This window comes from Glaciecola punicea, from assembly GCF_001756615.1.
Taxonomy (GTDB): domain Bacteria; phylum Pseudomonadota; class Gammaproteobacteria; order Enterobacterales; family Alteromonadaceae; genus Glaciecola; species Glaciecola punicea.
The window spans coordinates 37,551-64,326 of the sequence record NZ_LZXY01000011.1 but is presented as its reverse complement, the minus strand read 5'-3'; the positions used below and the strand labels follow the sequence as shown (position 1 = coordinate 64,326).

At 43.8% G+C, this 26,776-nt stretch carries 25 protein-coding genes; 7 read left to right on the top strand and 18 right to left on the bottom strand.

Features of this window, described 5'->3' with window-relative positions:
• Positions 1-3: 3 nt before the first annotated feature.
• The 3 genes from BAE46_RS12205 to bamJ all read right to left on the bottom strand — a co-directional run bounded on the left by BAE46_RS12205 (position 4) and on the right by bamJ (position 4,109).
• Complete coding sequence (locus BAE46_RS12205; RefSeq protein WP_040520886.1) at positions 4-1,347, bottom strand: Na(+)-translocating NADH-quinone reductase subunit A; 1,344 nt, start codon at positions 1,345-1,347, stop codon at positions 4-6.
• Positions 1,348-1,873: 526 nt separating this feature from the next.
• Complete coding sequence (gene fabV, locus BAE46_RS12200) at positions 1,874-3,073, bottom strand: enoyl-ACP reductase FabV (protein ID WP_006006139.1); 1,200 nt, start codon at positions 3,071-3,073, stop codon at positions 1,874-1,876.
• Positions 3,074-3,488: 415 nt separating this feature from the next.
• Positions 3,489-4,109, bottom strand: a complete 621-nt coding sequence (gene bamJ / locus BAE46_RS12190; RefSeq protein WP_006006136.1) for a BamJ family beta-barrel-assembly machinery protein — start codon at positions 4,107-4,109, stop codon at positions 3,489-3,491.
• Positions 4,110-4,348: 239 nt separating this feature from the next.
• On the opposite strand from bamJ, the gene ppc reads away from it, so the two are divergent.
• Both ppc and BAE46_RS12180 read left to right on the top strand, forming a co-directional pair.
• A complete protein-coding gene (gene ppc, locus BAE46_RS12185; protein WP_070112988.1) occupies positions 4,349-6,967 on the top strand; it encodes a phosphoenolpyruvate carboxylase in 2,619 nt (872 codons plus the stop codon).
• Between the two features lie 43 nt (positions 6,968-7,010).
• Positions 7,011-7,526 (top strand): RNA methyltransferase, encoded by a 516-nt coding sequence (locus BAE46_RS12180; protein WP_006006131.1) that lies wholly within the window; start codon positions 7,011-7,013, stop codon positions 7,524-7,526.
• A gap of 110 nt (positions 7,527-7,636) precedes the next feature.
• On the opposite strand, the gene mdh is transcribed toward BAE46_RS12180, so the two are convergent.
• Positions 7,637-8,575, bottom strand: coding sequence for a malate dehydrogenase (gene mdh, locus BAE46_RS12175; RefSeq protein ID WP_070112986.1), 939 nt, complete (start codon positions 8,573-8,575; stop codon positions 7,637-7,639).
• A gap of 181 nt (positions 8,576-8,756) precedes the next feature.
• Between mdh and argR the strand changes: the two genes are divergently transcribed.
• The gene (gene argR / locus BAE46_RS12170; RefSeq protein ID WP_040520921.1) at positions 8,757-9,221 is read left to right on the top strand and encodes a transcriptional regulator ArgR; all 465 of its coding nucleotides are present in this window, start codon (positions 8,757-8,759) and stop codon (positions 9,219-9,221) included.
• A 16-nt stretch (positions 9,222-9,237) separates the two neighbouring features.
• Here the strand turns inward: argR and rsmI are convergent, their stop codons facing one another.
• Positions 9,238-10,080, bottom strand: coding sequence for a 16S rRNA (cytidine(1402)-2'-O)-methyltransferase (gene rsmI, locus BAE46_RS12165; RefSeq protein ID WP_006006272.1), 843 nt, complete (start codon positions 10,078-10,080; stop codon positions 9,238-9,240).
• Positions 10,081-10,216: 136 nt separating this feature from the next.
• Between rsmI and BAE46_RS12160 the strand changes: the two genes are divergently transcribed.
• The 4 genes from BAE46_RS12160 to BAE46_RS12145 all read left to right on the top strand — a co-directional run bounded on the left by BAE46_RS12160 (position 10,217) and on the right by BAE46_RS12145 (position 13,887).
• Entirely contained in the window at positions 10,217-12,178 is a 1,962-nt protein-coding gene (locus BAE46_RS12160; protein ID WP_070112984.1) for a penicillin-binding protein activator, read from the top strand.
• Between the two features lie 59 nt (positions 12,179-12,237).
• Entirely contained in the window at positions 12,238-12,600 is a 363-nt protein-coding gene (locus BAE46_RS12155; RefSeq protein WP_006006275.1) for a YraN family protein, read from the top strand.
• Between the two features lie 107 nt (positions 12,601-12,707).
• Positions 12,708-13,301 (top strand): phosphoheptose isomerase, encoded by a 594-nt coding sequence (locus tag BAE46_RS12150; protein WP_040520925.1) that lies wholly within the window; start codon positions 12,708-12,710, stop codon positions 13,299-13,301.
• A gap of 4 nt (positions 13,302-13,305) precedes the next feature.
• Complete coding sequence (locus tag BAE46_RS12145) at positions 13,306-13,887, top strand: BON domain-containing protein (RefSeq protein WP_006006279.1); 582 nt, start codon at positions 13,306-13,308, stop codon at positions 13,885-13,887.
• Between the two features lie 3 nt (positions 13,888-13,890).
• On the opposite strand, the gene BAE46_RS12140 is transcribed toward BAE46_RS12145, so the two are convergent.
• The 13 genes from BAE46_RS12140 to recJ all read right to left on the bottom strand — a co-directional run bounded on the left by BAE46_RS12140 (position 13,891) and on the right by recJ (position 26,626).
• Positions 13,891-14,277 (bottom strand): ClpXP protease specificity-enhancing factor, encoded by a 387-nt coding sequence (locus BAE46_RS12140; protein WP_040520922.1) that lies wholly within the window; start codon positions 14,275-14,277, stop codon positions 13,891-13,893.
• A 75-nt stretch (positions 14,278-14,352) separates the two neighbouring features.
• On the bottom strand, positions 14,353-14,985 hold the full coding sequence (sspA, locus tag BAE46_RS12135; RefSeq protein WP_006006282.1) for a stringent starvation protein SspA: 633 nt from the start codon (positions 14,983-14,985) through the stop codon (positions 14,353-14,355).
• A 127-nt stretch (positions 14,986-15,112) separates the two neighbouring features.
• Positions 15,113-15,844: a cytochrome c1 gene (locus BAE46_RS12130; RefSeq protein WP_006006285.1), complete on the bottom strand. Its 732-nt coding sequence runs from the start codon at positions 15,842-15,844 to the stop codon at positions 15,113-15,115.
• Complete coding sequence (locus BAE46_RS12125) at positions 15,841-17,106, bottom strand: cytochrome b (protein ID WP_006006287.1); 1,266 nt, start codon at positions 17,104-17,106, stop codon at positions 15,841-15,843. Before BAE46_RS12125 ends, BAE46_RS12130 begins: the two co-directional genes overlap by 4 nt.
• Positions 17,106-17,759: a ubiquinol-cytochrome c reductase iron-sulfur subunit gene (gene petA / locus BAE46_RS12120; protein WP_006006289.1), complete on the bottom strand. Its 654-nt coding sequence runs from the start codon at positions 17,757-17,759 to the stop codon at positions 17,106-17,108. Before petA ends, BAE46_RS12125 begins: the two co-directional genes overlap by 1 nt.
• Positions 17,760-18,089: 330 nt before the next feature.
• Positions 18,090-18,482, bottom strand: a complete 393-nt coding sequence (gene rpsI / locus BAE46_RS12115) for a 30S ribosomal protein S9 (RefSeq protein WP_006006292.1) — start codon at positions 18,480-18,482, stop codon at positions 18,090-18,092.
• 10 nt (positions 18,483-18,492) lie between these two features.
• Complete coding sequence (gene rplM / locus BAE46_RS12110; RefSeq protein WP_006006294.1) at positions 18,493-18,921, bottom strand: 50S ribosomal protein L13; 429 nt, start codon at positions 18,919-18,921, stop codon at positions 18,493-18,495.
• 185 nt (positions 18,922-19,106) lie between these two features.
• Positions 19,107-21,257 (bottom strand): GTP diphosphokinase, encoded by a 2,151-nt coding sequence (relA, locus tag BAE46_RS12105; protein WP_070112982.1) that lies wholly within the window; start codon positions 21,255-21,257, stop codon positions 19,107-19,109.
• Between the two features lie 125 nt (positions 21,258-21,382).
• Positions 21,383-22,804, bottom strand: coding sequence for a 23S rRNA (uracil(1939)-C(5))-methyltransferase RlmD (gene rlmD, locus BAE46_RS12100; protein ID WP_070112980.1), 1,422 nt, complete (start codon positions 22,802-22,804; stop codon positions 21,383-21,385).
• Between the two features lie 86 nt (positions 22,805-22,890).
• Positions 22,891-23,274, bottom strand: coding sequence for a holo-ACP synthase (acpS, locus tag BAE46_RS12095; protein WP_006006301.1), 384 nt, complete (start codon positions 23,272-23,274; stop codon positions 22,891-22,893).
• Positions 23,275-23,285: 11 nt separating this feature from the next.
• On the bottom strand, positions 23,286-24,065 hold the full coding sequence (gene pdxJ / locus BAE46_RS12090; protein ID WP_070112978.1) for a pyridoxine 5'-phosphate synthase: 780 nt from the start codon (positions 24,063-24,065) through the stop codon (positions 23,286-23,288).
• Positions 24,066-24,191: 126 nt separating this feature from the next.
• Complete coding sequence (gene recO, locus BAE46_RS12085; protein ID WP_006006305.1) at positions 24,192-24,911, bottom strand: DNA repair protein RecO; 720 nt, start codon at positions 24,909-24,911, stop codon at positions 24,192-24,194.
• A 5-nt stretch (positions 24,912-24,916) separates the two neighbouring features.
• Complete coding sequence (gene recJ, locus BAE46_RS12080; protein ID WP_070113019.1) at positions 24,917-26,626, bottom strand: single-stranded-DNA-specific exonuclease RecJ; 1,710 nt, start codon at positions 26,624-26,626, stop codon at positions 24,917-24,919.
• Positions 26,627-26,776 lie beyond the last annotated feature (150 nt).

Sequence of the window (26,776 nt, the reverse complement as noted above, 5' to 3'; positions counted from 1 at the left end):
GATTTATCCCTCAGATTCAATAGTAGTTAATGCTTCTCGCAACACTGGACCGTAGTCGTATTTACCCGGACATACATAGGTACACAGGGCCAAATCTTCTTCGTCTAGCTCGAGTGCACCCAAAGTTTGTGCGCCGTCGGTATCTCCCGATAACAGGTCGCGTAACAATAAAGTGGGTATAACATCTAGAGGCATAATGCGCTCATAATTACCAATTGGCACCATAGAGCGGTCTGAACCATTAGTCGTCGATGTCATGTTAAACAATTTCTTAGGGCTTAAATGCCCTAAGTAAGCGCGCGTCACTGAGTGCTTATTCGCACCAGGCGAAATCCAGCCTAAAAACCTCTTCTCAGCATCTTCTTGTATCAATGACACTTGAAGGTGGAAGCGGCCTAAAAACGCCTGAGGACCACTTGCTTTGGTGCCATTTAGCACTGAACCTGAAATTACACGAGTGGGGGCGTCGTAGCACTGACCATCGACTAGCTCTTTAGTACTCGCGCCTAGCACAGTGCGGACTATCGTGGGCGACTTTGCCGCAGGACCAGCAATGGATATAACACGGCGTGTATCTAGTTCACCTGATGTAATCGAGGCGCCGAAGCACAATACGTCCTGGTAGTTGATATGCCACACTTTTTTACCCACGCCAACGGTGTCAAGATGATGAATGTGGGTACCCACTAAACCAGCCGGGTGAGGCCCAGAAAATTCATGTACTTCAACGTTTTCGCCAGACGCACTAACATTAGCGCCAGAGGCTTTACACACAAATATTTTCCCACCTGATACAAGTTGCGTAAGTACCTTTATACCGTTGGCAAAATCTTCTTCGCGCTCTGAAATAACCAGTTGCGGGTCAAGCGCCAAGGGGTTCGTGTCAGTTGCCGTGACAAAAATTGAATGTGGAGTACTGTCAATAGCAGGGGCTTTACTATAAGGCCGCGTTCGTAGCGCTGTCCACAAACCAGTCTCAATCAATGTGTCGACTAGCTTTTGACGTTCAGTGTTCAGAATGTTGTCAGCTTCTATTTTGTCAAAAGCGACAAACTCCTCTCCTTTAACGCCAATCACAACCGACTGCAGCACTCGCCTAGCGCCACGATTTATTTCAATCACGTCGCCTGCAGCAGGTGAAACAAACTTCACGCCAGGATTCTTTTTGTCTTCAAACAAAAGCTGGCCTTTTTTAACCACATCGCCTACCTGCACATGCATGGTAGGCCGCATCCCTATATACTCTTCTCCCAACACAGCTACCTTAGAAACGACAATAGTGTCGCCTATCGCTTGTTTAGGTGCCCCATTTATTGGAAGGTCTAAACCTTTTTTGATTTTAATCATTGCAAATTGCTACTCTCGATAGTTACTAATTTAAATTGGCCTGACGCAAGCCACTTTAAATTAGCATCTACTGTTCTAGGTATGAAAATAGACACATGCATGCTGCTTCGCCTCTTTCTTTGAGAGATGAGTGTGGCAACGCGTAGTGTGCTTCTTAGCTTTATATATTATTTCGGTGTATTAGTAGATAAAAGAGGCCCTGAAATCGACACCGCAGCTCTTCAAAATGGATTGATTTGCATCAATGCTTGTGCACAGCAGCACCGTAACCTAATTTTACGACATTATTTTAACATTAACTGGTCCCAAAAGGCTATGGTAATTGTACTATAACTACCAATATACGTTGATAGTCGTATAGAAAAAGCAACGCACAAGGCAATTATAAAAGGCGCGTGTAATTATTTATATTTTAAATAAACACCAAATAATAAACAAGCCCTTCACTTGCCTTGCGAAATAGCAAACGCTATAGAATATAAACTCGTGTTAAGGACTACGGGCTATAGACATTGAGCCACCGCTATTATCGCCATTGCACAAGTGTGTCTACATCGGCTTCATAATCAACGTCTTGAACAGCAAAGCCAAACAGGTTTAGAAACTCAGTGTTATAGCCTTTATAGTCGCTTAACTCATGGAAAGTATCTTGTGTGACTTGATCCCACAGCACTTTTATCTTGGCTTGAGTAGCGTCATTGGTTTCTTTGTCGTCCATTCTGAAACGCTTCATATCGTCAAGCGTAGGATCTTGGGAGTATAAACAATTAGTAAACAAGCCCACAATTTGTTCTATACATCCTTCATGGGTGCCTTCTTCTTTCATTACTTTATAGATTAATGAAATATAAAGCGGCATGACAGGAATAGCGCTGCTCGCTTGAGTTACTAAGGCTTTTAGTGAAGACACGTTTGCTTGTGCGTTAATACCTGACAGCTTTTCGATGATAGCACTTGCCGCACGATCTAAGTCTTCTTTAGCTAAACCAATGGTTGCCTGTCCATAAATTGGCCACGTTAATTCCTTTCCAATATACGTGTAAGCCGTGGTTTTACAGTTTTCACTGAGCACACCAGCCTCATTTAGCTGAACTAACCAGCGCTCCCAATCTTCCCCGCCCATTACCTTAACCGTTTGCGCTATTTCATCGTCGGTCGCAGGTTCTAGAGCTATTTCATGCACCAAATCTTTATCCGTGTCATAGGTTTTTGTGGTGTAAGCCTGACCGACCGGTTTTAACGTAGATTTGTATACATCCCCTGTGTCGGGATCAGTACGTCGGGGGGAGGCCAAACTGTATATAACGAGATCGACTTTGCCTAGGTTTTCTTTAATCGCGGCAATTGCCTCAGCTTTAATTTCATCTGAAAATGCGTCGCCATTAATGGTACTTGCATACAAGCCATCGCGATGTGCTTGTTCATGGAAAGCGCCCGTGTTGTACCATCCAGCGGTGCCTGTTTTACGCTGTGAGGGCGCCTTTTCAAAACACACACCTAGGGTGTTTGCCGCGTAGCCGAACGCTGCTGTAATTCTTGAGGCTAAACCGTAACCCGTAGACGATCCAATCACCAACACATTTTTGGGCCCTTCAGTGTTCTGAGCCTGTTGCGTATTGTGCAATTGAGACTTTACGTAGGCAATCTGATTCCCGACATTTTTTTTACAGCCTAACGGGTGTGCATTTGTACATATAAAGCCACGTACCTTGGGTTTAATAACCATGTAATCTCCTGGACTTGATTGTTATATTGATAATAAAAGTGCATGTGAATAGTATGCTTTAGTGAATTTTTGTTAGTAATGTTTGCGCTATGGTAACTGAGCTTTGACATTAAACAAATCTGTCCAGATTCAACTTACCAGCAGCGCGTCTACTTTTATGTTTATGGCAGCACTGAGGGTCTTTATGCCTGGGTTTCTAACGTTTTGTATAAAGATCCCTGCCCATTCACTAACTATTTTGATAATACACTTTCTCAAGTACCTTAACACCATGCTCCTATATTTAAAAAAACCAGCGCAATTAGAGCAACTGGTTTTTACAAAAATTCATTTGGTTTACCTTCATGTCGTAGGTAAGCACATCCTTTGGCTCGCACTAAAACTTACGCTCCTGATTGCCTAATATAAGCGGGTATTAGGCCAGAATATCAAGTAATTCCACATCGAATATCAAGGTGCTGAAAGGGCCAATAGCGGCGCCCGCGCCTTGTTCGCCATAGGCTAGGTCATGCGGCACGTATAAGCGCAGTTTGTCGCCTACCGACATAAGTTGAAGCGCTTCGGTCCAGCCCTTAATAACGCCGCCAACAGGGAATTCGGCCGGTTGACCGCGATCGTAGCTACTATCAAACACAGTACCATCCATAAGAGTACCGTGGTAATGCACACGCACGGTTGAGTCAGCGTTTGGCTTGTCGCCGCTGCCTTGATTAATCACTTCATACTGAAGACCAGACGCGGTTGTAGTAATTTCGTCGCGCTTATTGTTTTTAGCTAAAAAATCAGCGCCTTGCTGAACGGAGCCAGCAAACTGCTCTTTTTTAGCCGCTTCCATACGCTGATGAATCTCGTTAAAGGCAACGCGTAAATCGTCGTTGCTAACGCTTGGCGATACTTTAGCAAAGCCTTCTTTAATGCCATCTTTAACCACTTCAATGTCGAGTCCATCAAAAGGATTTGAAGCCAATTGCTCGCCCATTTGATAACCAATGCCATAACTTGCTTGTTGTTCTATACCGATGTACTTATCTGCCACAGTTGCTCCGTTAATTATTTAATAAGATAAGTGTTTAATTGTATCACACTCATGTTAATGACTAAAAGGCAGTAGCGCACAAAGCCCGTATTATGTCGCTTTGAATGAAGAATACGCATATCTTCGATAAAATATATGGTAAATTATCAGCGCCAAGCAGTCTACAAGGATTGCTTCAGCGTTTATATTTAGTCCCCTTATTCTAATAATAATTTAGTCACATGGAGTTTGTTAGCTATATGAATCCTGCGTTAATAGAGCAACTTAAAGAAACCGTTAAATATTTAGGCGCTACTCTTGGCGACACTATTTTAGAAGAGTTAGGTGAACAATGGCTTGAGACTATTGAGCAAATTCGCCATGACGGCCGTCATTCTTCAACTGGCGATGCATTGAGCACCGAAATGCTTGCCAGCACTTTAGCCAATTTAGACAACCAGTCACTACTTACTATAGCACGAGCTTTTGCACAGTTTTTAACGCTGGCAAACATTGCAGAACAAGAATTTAATATTGCCGCCAATCAAGCAAGTACTTTAGAGTCACAGTTGAATAATCTTAGTCAACATTTAGACCTACGCGCTGATAAAGACAAAGTACTAAGTGCCATTCAAAATCTCAACATCGATTTAGTGCTTACTGCCCACCCCACCGAGGTGAACCGACGAACCAGTATTTACAAACAAAGTCAGTTAGCGGATCAGTTGCATCAGCTCCACAGCGGCAATGTAGGTGATGTTGAAAACAGGCGCATTAAACAGCGCATCGCAGACCTTATTAGCCAATCGTGGCATACAGACGAAATAAGAACCGTTCGCCCCACCCCGGTGGACGAAGCGCGCTGGGGGTTTTCGGTAATAGAAAACTCACTTTGGGAAGCTATTCCTGAATTTTTACGGGACCTGAACGGCTACCTGCACACGAATTTTGACACTGTGCTGCCTTTAGACGCTAAGCCCGTTCAGTTTAGTTCATGGATGGGCGGTGATCGCGACGGCAACCCTTTCGTAACCTCAAGTCTTACTCAAGAAGTACTGCTGCGAGCAAGGCGACGCGCGGCCAAGTTATTTAAAAACGACCTAGACCAGCTCTACTCAGAGCTGTCTATGAATAAGTGTAACACTACGTTGCGCGAGCAAGTAGGTGATGTAAAAGAGCCCTACAGAGCTTTATTAAAACCTCTTATTCAAACCTTAGATCGCACTGCCATAGGCAAAGCCCCCGTGTGCACGTGGATACAAACGAATGAAGAATTACAAAACCCGCTTGTTGACTGCCATCAGTCCTTGCTTGACTGCGGCATGCAGGTAATTGCCAAGGGCTCAATACTAGACATTTTGCGCCGCTCATATTGCTTTGGTATACATCTTCTCAAACTTGATATTAGGCAAGACGCCCAACGCCACAGCGACGTATTTAGCGAACTCACGCGATTTTTAGGCATGGGCGACTACCATCAGTGGAGTGAAGATGACAAACAAGCCTTTTTATTACGCGAGCTATCGTCTCGTCGCCCACTAATACCCCCCAGATGGGAGCCAAGCAACGAGGTTAAAGAGGTATTAGATACCTGTAAAGTAATTGCCAATAACGGCAAAGACGGATTCGGTATTTATATTATTTCAATGGCCAGTGAGCCCTCAGACGTGCTTGGCGTGCAACTTCTTTTAAAAGAGTCTGGGGTGCAATGGCCAATGCCGGTTGCCCCACTGTTTGAAACACTAGACGATTTAAATAATTCTCCCAGCGTTATGCAAAACCTGCTTAGTATAGACTGGTACAAAGGCTATATAAATGGGCAACAGTTTGTCATGATTGGGTATTCAGATTCAGCTAAAGACGCAGGTTCGTTGGCCGCCGGCTGGGCTCAGTATAGTGCCCAAGAAGCCTTGGTTGACTTAGCTAAGGAGCACAACACTAAACTCACCTTATTCCATGGCCGAGGCGGTACTATTGGCCGCGGCGGCTTACCCGCAAAAGCCGCTATTCACTCGCAACCACCAGGCTCACTCGACGGGGGCTTTAGGGTGACCGAACAAGGTGAAACGATCCGCTTTAAGTTTGGTATGCCACAGTTGGCTAAGCGCAGCTTATCTTTATACGCATCCGCGGTGATCGAAGCTGTATTGTTACCGCCGCCTGAACCAAAATCACAGTGGCGCGAAATTATCACCACCATGGCCAACAAAGGCCGAGACAATTATCGCCATACCGTTAACACCGACCCTGAGTTTGTGCCTTATTTTAGAGTCGCCACCCCCGAGCTTGAACTGGGTAAATTACCGCTGGGCAGCCGTCCGGCCAAGCGTAACCCGCACGGAGGCATTGAAAGCTTGCGTGCAATCCCGTGGATATTTGCATGGGCACAAACACGCTTGGTATTGCCTTCGTGGTTAGGCGTAATGCGCGCAATAGATGAAGTGAATCAGGGCGACAATGCCCCCATTGTGCAAGACATGATAGATCAGTGGCCGTTTTTTGCATCACGCTTATCTATGCTCGACATGGTTTTTCAAAAAGCAGATCCTAAGGTGAGTGAAGCTTACGACAAACGCCTCGTGCCCGATGAGCTTTTGCACTTTGGTGCAGCTTTGCGCGAAGAACTGGTGCAGTCGATGCAAAGCTTGCTAAAAATGACGGGCCATGAACACATGATGGAAGATGATCCAAATGCCAGAAACTCAATGCAAATAAGGGCTGGATATTTACAGCCACTGCACTACGTGCAAATTGAGCTACTAGATAGAATTCGAAAAGCGAAATCCTCTAAGTTTGAAGACAACGACGTAGTGGTCCTTGAACGCGCGATGATGGTAGCGATTACTGGTATTGCGGTTGGTATGCGCAACACGGGTTAATTACTGGCTAATGGTGATGATAATATTAAAGAAGCGATGTTAGATGAAAAACGACAATAACCACGTTAGCATTGGTTTACTTAACCCTAAATCAGCCAGTAATGTGGCGGTTATTTTGCGCGCTGCCGGGTGTTTTGGGGTGTCTTCTATTTTTTATACTGGCTCTCGATATACTCACGCCAAAGCTTTTCACGAAGATACGAAGAAGATCCGCAATTTAATTCCTAGCACTGCGGTAGACGATTTACTGTCTGCTTTACCTCAAGGCGCCACTCCTGTAGTAATTGAACTAGTAGAAGGTGCCACTCCTCTACCCGCATTTGTTCACCCTAAAAATGCCTACTATATATTTGGTCCCGAAGACGGATCGGTCCCCCAGCATATTGTTAACGCATGTGAGCATGTAGTGTATATTCCCACGAAAACCAGTATGAATTTAGCCGTGACGGCCAATGTAGTGCTGTATGACCGCTTGGCAAAATCTGACTATGAAAAGGGAGATGACTTAATTAGACAGAGCAGAGATGTTAATAACAACGTGAAGGTAACACGTGCTTGAACATATTAATTGAATAAAAAAACCAGCCTGATGACACACAAGGCTGTTTTTTTTGTGGTGTAAGCGCTACCTAAGTAGCGCAGACTTTCGCACTAAGAACATTTAAGCATTTAGCTATTAACGTAATCAACGCCCATTTTAATGTCGTTGCGGAGTCCATCAAGCATTTCTTCTTTGGCTTTTTGTTCAAAGGCGCTTAATTCACCGTAGGGTAAAATTTCTTCAACGCCGTGCTTACCTAAACGAACAGGATGCGCGAAAAAGGCCGCATCTTCAGAACCGTCTACCTGTACATATGTATATTCTATAACGTCCTTACCCTGCATGGCCGCCACGAGTGACAAACAAAAGCGCGCTGCAGCCTGACCCATAGATAAGGTAGCTGAGCCACCACCGGCTTTAGCCGTTACCACTTCAGTACCCGCGTTTTGAATACGCGGCGTTAGGCTAGCTACTTCTTCATCGGTAAAGGTAATGCCTTTAACCTGAGACAATAAAGGTAAAATAGTGGTACCAGAGTGACCGCCAATAACCGGCACATGCACATCGGAGGTACTTTTGCCTTTAAGCTCTGCGATGAAGGTTTCTGAACGAATAACATCAAGCGTAGTAATACCAAACAGCTTGTTCTTGTTGTAAACACCCTTTGCTTTTAGCGTTTCAGCGGCAATAGCTACCGTGGTGTTAACAGGGTTAGTAATAACGCCTATACATGCATCTGGGCAGTTGTCTGCACAGGCTTCTATTAGATTTTTAACTATCCCTGCATTGATGTTGAACAGATCAGAACGATCCATGCCTGGCTTTCTAGGAACGCCTGCAGGGATCAGCACAATGTCGCAGCCTGTTAATGCTGTCGCTAGATCATCTTTACCAAATCCAGTTACTTTGACGTCGGTGGGTATATGGCTTAAATCCACTGCAACACCGGGAACTACCGGCGCAACATCATATAATGATAATTCAGAGCCTGCAGGCAATTGTATTTTTAACAATAGTGACAAGGCCTGACCAATTCCACCTGCGGCGCCTAATACGGCTACTTTCATAGAGATATCTCCAGTTAACTAGGTTGATAAAAAGAACGCGAAGATTAGCCGAAATGCTCACAAAGCTCAATGATACTATGGTATCAAATATCAAAATAAACATTTTTACCGCAAAAATTGCTTATATAGTGGGCTTATTGCAAGATATACGCATTCTACATGTCGAGCTATGTTATTGCCTATGAGCACCAGTAAACAAGATGTACTGATAAAAGCCTTCCGCGAAATTTTAAAAACTGAGAGCTATGGATCACAAGGCGAGATTGTACTGGCCCTAAAAAAACTGGGTTTTGATAATATTAGTCAGTCAAAAGTGTCGCGAATGTTAAGCAAGTTCGGCGCAGTGCGAACTCGAGATGCGCGTGGTGATATGGTTTATTGTCTGCCGCCTGAACTGGGCATGCCCACCGCAAAAAGCCCGTTAAAGCAGCTAGTGTTAGATATTGTGCATAACAACGTAATGGTGATTATTCGCACCAGCCCTGGGGCCGCTCAGTTAATCGCACGTTTACTCGATTCATTGAGCCATACCGATGGCGTATTGGGCACCATTGCAGGCGATGACACTATTTTTATAGCACCTGCCGACATTACTAAAATTGAAGAGCTTAGGCAGCGTGTGCAAGACTTATTTGATAGTGTTTAAGCACACAAAGCCTGCTTTATGTCTGCATGTTTTTCAAAGAAAGTGCATATTGGTAAAGCGATTTTTTGTTCAATTTATAATGCTCGCTAACCACCGCTGCCGCCGATTTAGGCGGCAGCAAGGCTATGAGCTGGTGCATAAGATCTTTTGCCTGCACGGGAAGCTCTTCTTGCGCTATCGCTTTACAATAAATCATTAGCACAAACTCTCCTTTTTGATGCGCATCCTCTTGGTTTAACCACGCTAGAACATCCTTTGCATTGCCACTTATATACCTTTCAAAACGTTTACTCAGCTCTTTTGCAAGCACAATTTGATGATTATCAGGCAGCACTTGTGCACATACTTCTATGGTGTCTTTAACCCGACGTGGTGCTTCATAAAAGATGCAGGTCATGTGCGCAAGACTAGCAAACTTGAGCGACTGCGCTTTGGCTTTTTGTTTAACGGGCAAAAACCCTAAGTACATAAAGCGGTCGGTCGGCAAGCCTGAGGCACTTAGCGCGGTAATAAGCGCGCAAGGTCCAGGTAAAGCTATTACGTTTATGTCAAGGGAGCGACACGTACTAACTAAGGTGTAGCCTGGATCGCTAATAAGTGGTGTGCCAGCGTCACTAATAAGCGCTATTTTTTCTCCCGCTTGCAGTTTTTTGACTAATAGTTGAGTGCGCTGATCCTCGTTATGATCGTGTAAGCTAATTGAACGCGTTTTAATCAAAAAATGTTGCAGTAAATGGCCAGAATGGCGCGTATCTTCCGCGGCAATTAGGTCGACTTCATTCAAAATATCGATAGCCCGGTTAGACATATCACCAAGGTTGCCAATAGGCGTAGGCACAATATACAAAATACCAGTCACGTTCTTCACTTATAAATAAAAAAACTAATACGCCTAGTTTACACAAACTTAAGTACAGTTTGCATGAATTCAGCTAGATATTTTTATTAAGCCAAGTAGACTAGCGAAGTCAACCTTTATTATCTTTGGGATACTCGTGAACTTACGCACACTTTTTGTCACTTGCAGCATTTCGTTTTTCTTAATTGGCTGCGGTGTTGCACCAAACCAAAAGCCAATATCTGAGCCTGAAAAAAAGCCGCCCTTTGACACTGATATGAGCGGACAAGAACAAAAAGCTTTGGAAAATATTGAGGCGCGTTACGCAAACAGCAAAGATATAAATGAGCGCAATTTATCCTTGCTTATATTAGCGAATAATTACAAAAGCGCGGATGACTGTCGCGCAGTTAGTATTGTTATTAAGCACACACAGGGTAGTCTTAATAATTCCCAGCACGTGGCTATAAGTAATTTATTGAAAGCAGAATGCGCCCTAGACTCGATTGGTAACACAAGCGATTCAATTAATAAACAGCCTTTACTTAGCCTTGTCATTAAATGGTTAGAAACAGTAAACGAAAATGGCATAAATAGCGCAAAGGTGCCCCTTAGCGCATCTTTAAACACTATAGACTTTGCCACTAGAGCGCAAATTGCTTCTGCTCGTCTGCTTGCGCAAAATAAGCAATACGCAAGCGCCTTGCATCAACTTTTAAATGCAAATATTATCGATAATTTAGTGGATCACCCTAAGCTTCGGACCCATTTTTACAATAAAGCGTGGGAATGGTTTTCATTGCTTGACCAAGACGCGCGAGCGCAACTTGCGGCAACATATCCAACGCTTAGCGAATATATTGTGTTTCTCAACATTGTAGAAGATGCCAGCCTAGACGATAACGCTCGTCAAGCGTCGATAAAACAATGGTTATCTACTCGTACGAACTTGATGATAGTAAGTAATTTACCAACACAAATACAACAGTATTTAAGCATCGAGCATCGCCAAAACCAGAACATAGCAGTATTGTTGCCGTTAAGCGGGCGTTTATCGGCACAAGGAGAAGCCATACAGCAGGGAATACTGAGTGCTTACTATCACAAATTAGCCTCTGCTAAGAAAAGTAAACGTGTGATTCAATCCACAATTGAATTTATCGATACGGGTTCACTAAACACTTTAAATACTGATATTACTGCAGAGTCTTTAGTGCCCTACGACACCATTATTGGTCCGCTCTTACGCAGCCATATCGACGAAATTAATGCGCTTAATTTAGTTCCCCAACGACAGCTAGTGCTTAACCAAACCCAGCCACGCACAAAAGACGGGGAAGGTCTTTTGGCGGCGTTTTCACTCTCACCTGAAGAAGAAGCACAGCAGATCGTGGCGCTAATGCGCACACGTACTATACGCAACCCTGTGGTCATAGACGACGGTTCTGCAACAGCTAAACGCATGAACAATGCCTTCATTGCGGCTTGGAAGGCAACTGGCGAGTTAAGTAAAAACGGCCAAGTACAAGCACTACAACAAATTAGTTATACAGACAATAACAGTATGCGGGTAGGTATTACCTCAGCGCTTGACGTATTGCAAAGTCAAAGGCGCATTAAGCAACTTTCCAACTTGCATCAAGAACGTGTACACAGCGTTACTAGAAACAGAAGAGACGTAGACGCATTTGTAGTATTCGCTCGTCCAAATGATTTAGAGCTTATAAATCCTATTATAGAGAGCAGTATTAGCCTATTTACCAATGAACAAATTCCGGTATTTGCTGCTTCTTACGGCTACGACCACAAGCAAAGTAAAAATAGTCAGCGCGACCTGCGTAACTTGATTTTTGTAGACATGCCGTGGCTATTATCAATACAGCGTGGCGACCCCCTTTCAGCCTCAATAGATGCCTTGTTCAATAAACCACCCAGTACATTTTTACGGCTTTTTGCCTTTGGTTATGACGCGCTTTCAGTCGTTGGCAACTTAGCTCAACTTAGTACCTTTGAACATCTTGCAATTAAAGGCTTAAGCGGAGATTTGTCAATAAACAGTTCTCAGCAATTAACACGCGAACTTACTTGGCTGTCCATCAATGAGCTAGGCTCTCAATAGGCCATGTTTGCGATAGCCCTTAGATATTGCTAAGGCCTATCGCACTAGAGTGAGTGAATATGCAAAGTGACACTAAACATGATCAGGGTAAAAGAGCTGGCCAAGTAGCAGAAAGCAAGGCTAAGCATTACCTAGAATCTCAAGGGCTTAGGTTTATTATGCAAAACTTTCGCGTGCCTCAAGGTGAAATCGATTTAATTTTTAAAGATATGCAACAATGGGTGTTTGTTGAAGTCAAATATCGCGGCAGTAGCATTCGCGGGCATGCTGCGGAGTACTTCACCGCTTCAAAAAGGAGTAAAATGAATAAAGCTATTATGTGCTTCTTGCAGCAGCGTAATTTGAACATTCACCATACCAGTTTGCGTATAGATGTAATAGCCATTGATGATACGAAACTTACATGGTTAGATAGCGTATAATACCGGTCATCTGCCTAAGTCTGTTGATGCTAGGCTGTTCATCGATGCGCCATATAATAATAAAGTATTTGCGCGCACAAACTATGCGCATAGGAGCATTTTGCAAAATGTTAGACAATATCAAGAAAAGCTTCACACAAAGCATTCAAACCAAGATAGCCGCGGCTGAAGCACTTCCTGAGCCAATACAAAAAGCAGCACAAATGATGATTGAAGCACTCATTAACGGCAACAAAATTTTGTCTTGCGGAAACGGTGGTTCAGCTGCTCAAGCGCAGCACTTTTCATCTTCGCTGCTTAATCGGTATGAACGCAATAGACCCTCTTTACCGGCAATTGCGCTCACTACAGACAGCTCAACCATTACCTCAATAGCGAACGATTCTTCTGTTGATGAAGTTTTTTCAAAACAGGTTAAAGCATTAGGGCAAGCCGGTGATATTTTGCTGGCTATCTCTACCAGCGGTAATTCAGCTAACGTCATTAATGCAATGCAGGCAGCGCTTACGCGCGATATGACAATAGTGGCACTAACAGGCAAAGACGGCGGAGAAATGACAGGGTTTATAAGTGAAAATGACGTCGAAATTCGAGTTCCGTCCTCTCGCACTGCTCGCATTCAAGAAGTGCATCTTTTGGTCATTCACAGCTTATGTGAATCCATCGACAGTGCGCTTTTCCCAATCGACAGTGGAGACTAATCAAATGTATAAAAAGATCGCTTTGACCGTAATTTTAGGGGTCGGTGTAAGCCAGTTATCAGGATGTGTGTCAGCAGTAGCGGTGGGAGCCGCAGGAACGGCAGCGGTAAGTAATTCTGACAGACGTACTCTAGGCACCCAGATTGATGACAAAACAATGACCGCACGTATAAATACGGCAATCAACAAAATACCTAACCTTGAAAAAGATGCCGACATCAGCGTGCACGTTTACAATAGCCAAGTTTTATTAACAGGCCAGGCTGTATCTCAAGTACTTATATCTGAAGTCACTAGGGTGACACAGACAGTTAACCAAGTGTCTAAAATACACAATCAAATAAGGCTGGGCGCACCTATTCCGGCAGGGTCTACCATTAACGACGTTTGGCTAAGCACTAAAATTCGCACCGTAATGAGCACTGACAGCAGAGTGCCTATGCTCAAAATGGATTTAATAGTGGAAGATAGCGAAGTATTTATAATGGGCCAGCTTACCAAGCAAGAAGCCACTGCTACCGTTGAGCTAGTAAGAAATGTAGATGGAGTGACTAAAGTTATTAGAGTAATGGAGCTTATAGACTAGGCGCTATTTGACTATTCGCAAGCCAGGTTTCTTCGTCGGCTTGTCAGGCTCATTCTTTTTCGGCTGCTGTGGTGGATCGGTCTCAGGCACCGTAAACACACTTCCTGCGCCATTCTCTTTAGCGTATATAGCGCCTACAGCACAGCACGGAAAGGATACCGTCATGGGCTTGCCAGAAAAACGAGCTTGAAATTCTACCCACTCTGCATCCATCTTAAAACCAACACACGCGCTAGGAGAAACATTTAAAACAATTTGACCGTCGTTTACGAACTGAGTGGGTACTTGGACATGTGGAAAGTTTATGTCGACCACCATGTAGGGCGTGAGACCATTGTCAATTATCCAATCGTAAAAGGCGCGTAATAAATAAGGTTGATTAGGGGTCATCTCTTGCACGAGGCGTCACTCAGTCTTAAGGGGAAAACGCTGCTGTAAATATAACAGCAGCAAGGCTCTAAGGTATTAAAGAGGATTATGTATCTCGCGTTCTTGATCAGTCAATGATGCTTTAAATGAACCACGTTCGAAAATGCGCTTCATATAAGCGACAACTTGTCGGCTGCCTTGGCCATCGAGCTCTATGTTTAGGGCGGGTAAACGCCAAAGCAGCGGAGCTAAATAGCAATCTACTAGGCTAAATTCTTCGCTCATAAAATAATCTGTTTCAGCAAAAATAGGAGCAAGACTTAGTATTGCTTCTCTAAGTTCTTTTCTAGCTTCTGCGGCACCATCTTCTTTACGAAACACTTTAGCTGCTAATGAATACCAATCTTGCTCAATTCTATGCATCATTAAGCGACTTTTTCCACGTGACACCGGATAAACAGGCATAAGCGGTGGGTGCGGGAAACGCTCATCAAGATATTCCATGATAATATGTGACTTGTACAAAACTAGTTCACGATCTACAAGTGTAGGTACTGTTCCGTAGGGGTTAAGTTCAAGTAACTCTTCGTTAATTTGACTTGGATCTGTAAAAATAATCTCAACACCAACACCCTTCTCAGCAAGGACAATACGCACCTGATGTGAGTATATATCGATATTGTCTGAAAACATGGTCATGATAGAACGTTTGCTAGTGGCCACAGCCATTAAAACCTCCGAGCCTTATTGCCACATAAGGTGAGCAATAGGAATTGTTATAATAATTTAAAGCACAAAAAAGGGCACTAATCATTCATAGAGCCCTTTTTGAAAAAAGCCGCGGAACTATACTCTATTACTTGACATTTCGCCAGTACTCTTTCTTCAACAGCAGAGCGAAAACAAAGAATATAACAATGAAAATCAATACACCACGACCAATCGACTCTGACTTCAAACGCGTTGGCTCACCGGTGTATTCGAGGAAGTTAACTAAGTCGCGGATTGTGTCATTGTACTCATCTTCACTCAAGCGCCCATTGCCATCGTTAGTCAGACCTGCTGGACGCATGACTAACTCACCGTCCACCATTTTTTCTTCATAGGCTAAACGAGGTGTGCCCTGTAGGGGTTCTAAGACGTGCGGCATACCCACATTTGGAAACACAAGATTGTTAACACCAAATATCTTGCTTTCATCGACATAAAATGTCTTGAAATAAGTATACAACCACTCTGGGCCACGCACTCGCGCCACTAATGTTAAATCGGGCGGCGGCGCACCAAACCATTGTGCAGAATCTTCTGCGGGCATGGTATTGGTCATATAATCGGATACGCTCTCACCGGTAAATTGAAGATACTTTTGCCCTAGGTCTTCAGGAATGCCTAAATCATTGAACATACGCTGATAGCGTTGGTATTGCATTTGGTGACAACCCAAACAATAATTCATAAAAGTTTGCGCACCTCGCTGCAAAGACGCTTTGTCGGTCAAATCGATATTAGGGTCTTGCAAAGCAACCTTAGAACCCGCAGCTACAGCCAAGCCAGGCAGCAATATCAGTAATGCTATCCATCTTTTCATCTTGGGATCCTTTTGGGTACCGGTTTAGTTGTCTCGTGTTTTGAATATAAAAATAACATTACAAAGAACATGAAGTACATAATAGTCGCTATACGCGCCGCGATAAGCTTCCAAGGTTCTTGAGGAGTGCCGCCTAGATATCCCAAGAATATAAATACAGCTGCAAAGACAAGCAGATTAGCGGTATGTAGCCCGCTTCTGTAGCGCCATGAGCGCACATTAGCACGGTCAAGCCATGGTAAAACAAACAACACCGCAATAGCGCCAAACATTGTTAGTACACCCGATAATTTATGCGGTACTGCCTGCAAAATAGCGTAGAAAGGTGTGAAATACCATACAGGGAAAATATGTTCCGGCGTCTTAAGCGGGTTGGCAATTTCAAAGTTAGGATGCTCAAGTGCCTTTCCACCAAGTTCTGGCGCAAAAAACATAATGTAGCAAAAAATAAATAAGAAAATACTAAACGCAACTAAGTCTTTAAGCACTATATGTGGGAAGAATGGCACCACGTCGTCCGCATAGTCATATCTATTAGTAAAATGCTCATGAATTTTATAGGATGTTTTTTCGCTTTCAGGCAGGCTACCTTTGGGGTGTTTTACATCCACGCCGTCTGGGTTGTTTGAACCCACTTCATGTAGCGCTATGATATGTAAAAACACCAAAATAACAATTACAAGCGGTAATGCAATAACATGAAGCGCAAAGAAGCGATTCAAAGTCGCCCCTGATATGACGTAGTCGCCCTGAATCCACTCTACAAGCGGACCCCCAATAACGGGGATGGCGCTGAACAAGGATACGATGACCTGTGCACCCCAATACGACATTTGTCCCCATGGCAGTACATAACCCATAAACGCTTCTGCCATAAGGGCTAAATAAATTAGCATGCCAAATACCCAGAGTAACTCCCGGGGCTTTTGATATGAACCATAAATCATGCCGCGAAACATATGCAAGTATATCACCACAAAAAAAGCAGTAGCACCTGTACTATGCATGTAGCGAATAAGCCACCCGTAGTTGACCTCGCGCATAATATACTCAACCGACGCAAAGGCACGTTGTGCAGACGGTTCATAATTCATCGTTAACCAAATACCGGTTATAATTTGGTTCACCAATATTATGGTGGCTAAAAAGCCAAACACATACCAAAAGTTCATATTCCGTGGCGCAGGGTACTGAATAGCATGCACATTTGCAGTGCGCATCATTGGAATACGTGCTTCAATCCAAGCTAATAACGTTGTCATTATACGGCTCCCTCATCAGAACCAATTATAATATTATTGTCGTCAACAAACATATAAGGCGGAACTACTAGGTTATACGGCGCTGGTACGCCTTGAAAGACCCTACCAGCCATATCAAATTTAGACCCGTGACACGGACAGAAAAAACCTTCGCTAACGCCTTCTGCATGCTCAGCGAAATCTCCGTCGGTCAAATGCTGTGGCGAACAACCCAAATGAGTACATATGCCCACCAACACCAAATACTCTTCTTTAATAGAACGGTACTGATTTTGTGCATAAGCGGGCTGTTGCTCAACTTCTGAATTAGGATCGCGCAGTTCGCTTTCCACAGCGGCAAGTGATGCTATTAACTCGGGTGAACGTCGTACAATCCAAACAGGCTTACTGCGCCACATTACGCGGATCAGTTGGCCAACCTGTATACCGCTTATATCTACTTCAACGTCTGCACCAGCCGCTTTTGCACGGTCACTGGGCTGCCAATAGGATAAAAACGGTACGGCTATTCCAGCAACGCCTACAGCACCGATGACGGACGTAGCAATAGTAAGAAATTTACGTCTTGGGTTGTCAGATTCGGGCTCGGCGCTTCGTGCGCTAGGATTGTCATTTGGTGCCGATTTATTAGCATCTACTGATACTTCACTCATCAACTGTTCTCCGGGTGTTGGAAAAGGTCTTTCAACCTACTCTTGCTTATCTTTAGGTTATCGCTCATAGTGCGTAAAGCTTGAGCTTATGCAACGATTGATAAATGTCTAACAAATTTTGATGGCATATGGTAAAAAAAACGCTTAGTAAACACAAGGATTTACTTCACAAAAGGCACGTTTATATTTGTTTTGAGTCAAGTATTTTGCACACATGCGAAATAATGACTATTCAACCTTGGTCGTAATTAGCAAGAATAAATCCAATACTGCAATAATAACCAAAAAAACCCGGCAAGCCGGGTTTTTGAACAATACGTTGTAAAACGATTAACGTTTTGAGAACTGAGGACGCTTGCGCGCTTTATGTAAACCCACTTTCTTACGCTCTACAGTACGCGCATCGCGTGTTACGAAGCCCGCTTTACGAAGTGCTGGACGAAGTGTCTCATCATACTCCATAAGTGCACGGGTAATACCGTGACGTATGGCGCCTGCCTGACCTGAAATGCCGCCGCCTGAAACGGTTACATACAAATCGAATTTCTCAAGCATCTCTACTAATTCTAATGGTTGCTTTACAATCATGCGTGCTGTTTCACGACCAAAGAAAACGTCAATTGGACGTTGATTGATGGTGATGGTGCCGTTACCCGGACGAAGGAAAACACGAGCTGTTGAGCTCTTGCGACGACCTGTACCGTAATATTGAGTATCTGCCATGGTGCGCTCCTTATAAATCCAAAGTTTGTGGCTGTTGTGCTTGATGCGTGTGCTCTGGTCCGACGAAAACTTTCAGTTTACGGAACATAGCTCGCCCTAGTGGTCCTTTCGGCAACATACCTTTAACTGCACGCTCAATAACCTGCTCTGGGTTTTTAGCGAGAAGTTTTTCAAATGTTGTTTCTTTAAGTCCACCAACATACCCTGTATGAGTATAATAGACTTTGCCTTTCGCTTTATTACCAGTAACAGTAATTTTCTCAGCGTTAACAACAACAATGTAGTCACCAGTATCTACGTGAGGAGTATACTCTGGCTTGTGTTTACCACGCAATCTAGTTGCGATTTCAGTCGCTAAGCGACCTAACGTTTTGTTTGCGGCGTCTACCACATACCAGTCGCGCTCTACGCTTTCTGGCTTTGCAACAAAAGTTTTCATTTAATTTCACCCAAAAAAATTTAAAAAAATAACGTTATCAACCTGTTGGCCCCTTCGAACCGGTTAATCATCCGCCTTCCCAAAGGCGGGCACTGCTGGGCAGGTCGCGAATTATACAGAGTTAGTAGCAAAAGCGAAGCCTTAATTGCTAATTAGTAAAACTTAACCTTCTTTTAGCTTTAGATTTACGGACGAACCACATCACTTACATCGTTAATTTGGCGCAGCTTTCCTGTCGTTCTCATCAGGTTGTCGGCATCTGCTACTTCAATGCTTAGTTTTATATGAGCACTACCTCGAAGCTTATTGCTGATGCTGTTGACCCCTAACAAGCTAACTTTTTCGTTTGCCAATACGGTGGTTATATCGCGCAATATTCCGCTTCGATCGTCACAGTAAATATCAAGCTCAGTTTGAAAACTGATTTGATGCTGAACTAACCACGACACTTCAATTTCGCGCTCAGGATGCTGATTGAGCAGATTTTGCAACTGCCCGCAGCCTTCCTTGTGAACACTTACCCCTTTACCTTGTGTAATGTAGCCTAAGATTGCTTCACCCGCTACAGGTTGGCAGCATTTCGCCATTTGACTCATTAAATTGCCAACGCCCTCTGCAATGATTGGCTCTTGGCCTTTGCGCACTTTTGCCTTGCGGGTTTTAATGACGGGGGTTTGCGCTTCAGGCTTTGGCGGTGCAAATTTTTGTGCGAGATAATTAACTAGTGTCATCACCCGCAAGTCTCCCGAACCCACCAATGCATATAAATCTTCAGGAGACTTTACATTAAACTTTTTACAAGCGTCAGCGGCATGCTTTACCAGCACATTAACTTTATGTAGCTCACGCTCTAGAAGCTCTTTACCAGCCTCAATATGCTTTGCTTTGTCTTGCTGCTTAAAATACGAATGAATTGTCGCACGTGCGCGTCCTGAATGCACATAGCCTAGCCCTGGATGCATCCAGTCACGACTAGGAGAGAGTGACTTGCCTGTTAACACCTCTACCTGATCGCCACTTTGTAGGGTGTAGGTAAACGGCACTATCCGCCCTCTTATTTTCGCGCCTATACAGCGGTGCCCCACGTTGCTATGAATATAATAGGCGAAATCTAGCGGCGTTGAGCCAAGCGGTAAATCAATTACATCTCCTTTAGGGGTGAATACATACACGCGGTCATCAAACACTTGGCTGCGCAGCTCTTCCACCAAGTTGCCCGATTCGGCCAGCTCATCTTGCCACTGTAAAATTTTACGCAGCCAGCTTACCCTATCATCACCGCTGGCTGACTTGCCCGAACTGCCTTCTTTATAGCGCCAGTGCGCTGCCACACCAAGCTCGGCGTCGTCATCCATTTGCTTTGTTCTAATTTGAATTTCAATCGACTTGCCTTGTGGTCCTATCACTACAGTATGAATACTCTGGTAGCCATTGGATTTGGGGGTAGCGATGTAGTCGTCAAATTCTTTGGGAATATGTTTAAACTTTGCATGCACTGTACCTAAGGCCGCATAACAGTCTTGAAGTCTTGAGGCAATAATTCGTAAAGCGCGTATGTCAAATAATTCATCAAAGTCTAACTGCTTATTTTGCATTTTCTTATGAATGCTATAAATATGCTTGGGCCGGCCTATCACTTCTGCCTTAATATTCTCTTTATCTAACATTGCCTGCAAGTCAGCCACAAAATCTTCTATGTACTGCTCCCTGTCTAGCCTTTTTTCCTGCAGCATGGCGGCTGTGCGTTTATAAGTTTGCGGGTGTAAATACCGAAAGGATAAGTCTTCAAGTTCCCATTTAAGCTGTCCAATACCTAACCTGTTTGCCAATGGCGCATAGATAGTTGCGCACTCTTTAGCCACCAAAACGCGGGTTTCCTCATCTTCTTTTTTTATTTTATGTAGGGTGCAAATGCGCTCAGCCATCTTAATGACCACGGCGCGCACGTCCTCAACCATGGTTAGCAGCATACTTCTGAGTTTATCAACCTGAACCGCGTCAGACTGCTGGCGTTTAGACTGCAGACTATTGATGGCCTCCATTTTACGCACGCTTTCAACCAAATTCGTAATGCCCTCGCCAAAACGTTCAAGCATTTCTTCTCTGTTTAGGGCGTTTGTTTCACAGTAAGGATACACCAGTGCGGTTTGTAAGGTTTCATCATCCATGTGCAACTGCTGCAGAATTTCGACCATTTCTTGACCCATTAGCAACTGTTCGGGCTCGTCGAAAATAGTGCGCAGTTTGTCCTTTGTTTTTGACGGTAGGGTGAGGTCATTTAGCCACACTTCAAATTCTGGGCGTTGGGACTGATGTACACTGCGAATCGAAACCATACCTTTCCTTGACGCTTAGTAAAAACACACTTTTACCTAATGTATTTCTATTTTCATCTTGATATTAATTATACACAAATTTGTGCACTAAATTGCAAATTATATTAACAACTTGTGCGCACAATCTACTTGTGTAGCGTAAACAAAGCCATTACTTCTATATGCTTTGTAAAAGGAAACATGTCTAAGGTGGCTATTTTGCTTAATTCATAATAGGGCAGTAAATATTGAGCATCTCTTGCAAAACTGTTTGGATTACATGACACATAGACTATTTTCTCAATGCCTTTGCTGGCTAAAAACTGACAAAGCTCAAGCGCTCCCTCGCGCGATGGATCAAGGATCGCTATTGCGTTTTCAGCAAAACTCAATTTTTCCAAATCGGGCAGTGCAGACAAGTCCATTAAAGAAAAGTGACAATTATCGACGGCCATAACGCTTGCATTTAGCGTCGCCACCTTTACCATTGCTGCAACGCCTTCAAAACCTTGCACCGAGTTTACGTATTTTGCGAGGCAAAGCGCAAAATTACCGCTACCGCAATAAAAATCGTACAAAGTGTGTTTTTTTTCTGGTGCAAGCCAAGTCTTTACTTTTTTAATCAGGCCTTGATTCACCGTCTTGTTTATTTGCAAAAAATGCGCACTTTCTATGCCAAGCTTAACGCCAGGCATGTCCTCAATAACAACAGCGCTGTTTGAAAAACGCTTTTGCGCCTTATCAGATATTTCGCCGCTTGCATTATTAACGTGTATACAAATATCGTCGTTGCCTTTGGATTTAACCACAATGTCAATAGTGAGCATTTGCGCTAGCGCCGATAATTTCGCGTAGCTCTTTTTGCATAAGTCGCGGCTAGTAAATAAAGCTACCTGCAGTGCTGTCTCTCCCTCGGTAATCACAATATGGCCTATTTTATGAATGCTAGGAAGGCGAACCAAAGCCTGTCGCAGCGGCGGTAAACAGTCATTAATAATGCTGCTGGCTATGGCGCACTTTGGAATATCAACGATAGCGTCTGAGCGCCGCGCCCTAAAGCCTATTTTAATGTTGTCTTTATAGCGCGCGTCAAGCGCCAAGCGAACGCGTCTTCTGTAGCGTGTATTAACTGGGTTCTCGTTATAGTCTATTTCCGACAGAACGGGCGTTTCCCACGCGGTGCTGTTGCTAAATGTTCTTGCTAGCTTTAGTTGTTTAGTAATGTAGTCTTTTAAGGCCTTTTGCTTCAACGCTAAGCCGTGCTTCGCGTTTGTATGCTGCAAACTACAACCACCGCAGTGCTCATAGTATTCACAAAAGGGAAGTGTCCTTAGGCGGCTAGGCTCTACTACTTTTGAGATCTCAGCAAAATTAACCTTTTTAGTTTGCTTGCTAAACCATACTAAGCAACGCTCGCCAATTAGCGCGTCAGACACAATGGTAATGGGGCTTGATGATAAACAAAGGCCATTACCAGCGTGATCGTGAGCATCAATAGTAAGCTCAAATACTGTATTTTTTCGCTGACTTTTAGACTTTTTGGGTGTGGGCGTAAAAAAAGTCGCCATGACTGTATCCTCTGTTAGTGCAGATTGTGAGCTTACAATTTCGGTTAAAAATCACGTTAAAATTACATTATTGCTCACGTAAACCATTATTCTGCTGAGGCTTCCAGCACTACCATAGCCGTTGCATAATGCTGTTCGTCTGAAATAGACAACTGGCAGTTCACAATGTTTTGCGCAGCCATAAACGTCTCTATCGCGCCGTTGAAGACAAAAAAAGGTTTGCCCATATCATTGTGTTCTATCTGTATCATTTGCCAACTGTATCCGTTGCCAATCCCCACTCCCATCGCCTTAACGAGCGCTTCTTTGGCGGCAAACTTTTTGGCTAGATAGCGCTCAGGATATTTGCTTGCACTATACTGGGTCATCTCAGCTTCAGTTAGTATCCGCAACGCAAAACGCTGAGTCGCATTCAAAGCTTTTTGGATACGCGCAATTTCAACAATATCGGTGCCAATGCCAAATAACATCGCTGCGCGGCCTATCCGCTTCGATGCAACGATGTTTGTAACAGCATCGTTTGAGTCGCCTGTAAGCGTGCTTGGAGCATTATGTTGCGCATGTCTGCCACCGCTTTGCCTAAACCATCAAATGCCGCCCTAGCGATGATAGCGTGTCCAATATTAAGCTCAACAAGTTCAGGAATGGCGGCAATTGCCTGCACGTTATGATAATGCAGACCATGCCCTGCGTTTACTTTTAACCCCAAGCGATCTGCATACTGTATGCCTTGAATAAGCTTGGCGAGTTCGTGACTAGCTTCATTTTCTGTTTTTGCGTCAGAGTACTGCCCCGTGTGAATTTCAATATAGGGCGCACCGGCTTCAAATGCTGCCTCAATTTGCGCTTGATCAGCATCAATAAATAAAGAAGCTAGTGTGCCTTGTTCACTTAGTTGCTGACAAGCATCTTTCATTTTGGATAAATTACCCGCCACATCAAGCCCACCTTCAGTGGTCAGTTCTTCCCGTTTTTCAGGCACCAAACAACAAAACTCGGGCTGCACTTTTGCCGCAATCGCTAACATTTCTTTGGTCAATGCCATTTCTAAGTTCATGCGCGTGTTGAGCGTTTCTTTTAAAGTGTATACGTCTTTATCGACAATGTGCCTGCGGTCTTCGCGTAGATGTATAGTAATGCCGTCGGCGCCTGCTCGTTCGGCAATATCAGCGGCGTGCACAGGGTTTGGATAATCGGTACCGCGAGCATTTCGCAGTGTAGCAATGTGGTCTATATTGACACCTAACAAAATTGGATTCATAAACGAATATTCCTAATAGTAATGTGGCGAGTACTTGTGTTACTTGATGAACGTAAATTATATCAGCTTTAGGATGCCCAAACAAAGCACAGGGCGCGGATGATTACCACAATAATGTAAAGCTCTTCACCTAAACAGTTCCCGACTTTTAATAGGCTTAGGACCAATCACCTCGACGAGTGCGGTTCGGCAAATAAATTTTGCTATCTGCTTTATATGCGGTTGACTTTTATCGCCATAGTTACCGTTGGCAATTGCACGAATATATTCACCTTTAATAGCGCGTTTCTGATCTTCACCACAAGGGCTAAAACCGATTTGAGGATTAAAGCTATACAATGCGTTTTCATTTATATCTGCACCGCTTTGTGCATCAACAGAAAAGTCAGGTAAATACCCTAGCGCTAATAACAAGGTAAATTCAAACTCTCTTAAAATCGGTTCAAACTCACCAAGTGCATTATTATCAACGTTGGCAATAAGGTCTAAGGTTTTTTCATAGTGAGTAAACACTTCCTCTACAGGCTCTTCTTGCTGAAGCGCTCGACTCAAAATTTCGTTGATATAAAAACCGCAGTAGAGTCCACTTTGCCTTACCTTAACCGCGCCTTGTAAAGCCTCAACGCGGCCTAAATTTTTTAGCTGAGAACGGCCTATTAGTTCAAATTCTAGTTTTTGAAATGGCTGTAATAAGCTCTTACGATCTGATTTTGAATTGCCCCTAGCGCCCTTGGCTACTGCGCTAACACGCCCGTATTCTAATGAAAAAAAATCCACCAGCAGGCTGGTTTCTCGATAAGGACGCTTATGCAGTACATAGCCACTTAGGAGTTGACGATTATGCATCTTAGTTATTCTACGGCCACTAAGTCACTTACCATCAGCTGCAGGGTGGTTTGGCCTCTAAATTCGTTTATATCTAGTTTGTAGGCCATTTTCACTTCGTTCACTTTATGATTTGGCCATGCTTGGATATCTACATTAAACGCGATAGCATCTATGTAAACTTGATTTTGCGCTAAGGTCATTTTTAAATGATTTTTACCTACAATACGTTGATTAACCAGAGTAAAGACACCGTCAAATTGAGGCTCCTCAAAACCTTGACCCCAAGGCATTGAATACTTAAGTTCATGTGCGTTTTCTAAGGTGAGCTGCTGCTCACTCAGCTCGCCGTCGGAGTATATGATAGCTTCTTTAGGAAGGTTTTGCGTAAGGTTACTCACGACTTGTATTAATACGGTTTGAAACAACGGCAAGTCAACTTTGGCTATCGACAGACCAGCAGCCATGGCGTGACCGCCAAACTTATGTATAAGCGCAGGCTGCAATGAGTCAACTCTGGCTAATACATCGCGAATATGCACACCTTGAATAGATCGCGCCGAGCCCTTTAATGTGTGCTCATTGTCGTTGGCAAATACAATAGTGGGCCGGTAGTAACGCTCCTTCATTCTTCCAGCCACAATACCTACTACGCCTTGGTGATAATCTTCGTTATAGAGCACCAGTGCAGCGGGCATATTTTTGGCATCAAGAGAAAGTGTTGCCAAGGCCAACTCGGCTTTATCTTTCATCGACTGCTCTATTTCTCTGCGCGACTGATTTAAGGCGTCAAGCGCCAAAGCTAGAGTGGCTGCTTCATTTATGCATTCACACAGCAGGCATTCTATACCATGTGACATATCTTCTAAGCGCCCGGCAGCATTTAAGCGGGGACCAATAACGAAACCAATATCGGTGGTACAGCACTTACTATAATCACGCCCGCTTATGTTCAACAAGGCCAGTATGCCAGGCCTTGTTTTGCCGCTTCTTATACGCTGAATGCCTTGATGGACCAAAATACGGTTGTTTTTATCTAGCACAACCACATCGGCAACGGTGCCAACCGCCACTATATCAAGAAAATTGGCCATGTTTGGGACTGGTATTTGCTGTTGTGTAAAATACCCACGCTCTACCAGCACATTTTTAGTGGCTGACATCACATAAAATGCAACGCCAACACCCGCGAGGTTTTTCGATTCAAATTCACACAAGGTTTGATTAGGATTTACAATAGCATCGGCAATGGGCAACACGTCTGAGGGTAGATGGTGATCGGTTACCACCACCGTCATGCCAAGTGACTTTGCATGCTTTACCCCTTCAATACTTGAGATGCCGTTGTCGACTGTCACCAGCACCTTAGCGCCCGCTTGATAAGCTAAATCAACCACCGGCGGGCTTAATCCGTAGCCGTAGTCGAAACGATTGGGCACTATGTACTGGACGTTCAACAGGCCCATTTTGCGAAATGCTAGGATACACAGCGCTGTGCTCGTAGCGCCATCAGCATCAAAGTCACCAACAATGAACACTTGTTGATGATTAACCACGGCATCAGCCAGTAAATTAGCTGCTTTTTCAATATCTTTTAATTTATTGTAATGCAGCAGGTGTTTACCTTGCACACTCAACTCGCTTTGAGATTGAATACCCCGATTACGCAAAACTTTGTCAATAATGTCGGTGTGTTTTCCACCTAAAGGCGCTGCATTAATCGCCTCACGTCGCATAATGTGCACAGAGTTTTCCTTAATTACAAGAGGGTGTTAATGCATAGTATAGCCGCAATTGTAAAAACTGTGCTACGTAAATGCAATATGCATACTAAAGCTAATAGTGTTTTGCACTACATTACTTCCTCATGTAGCTTGTGCTCTAGC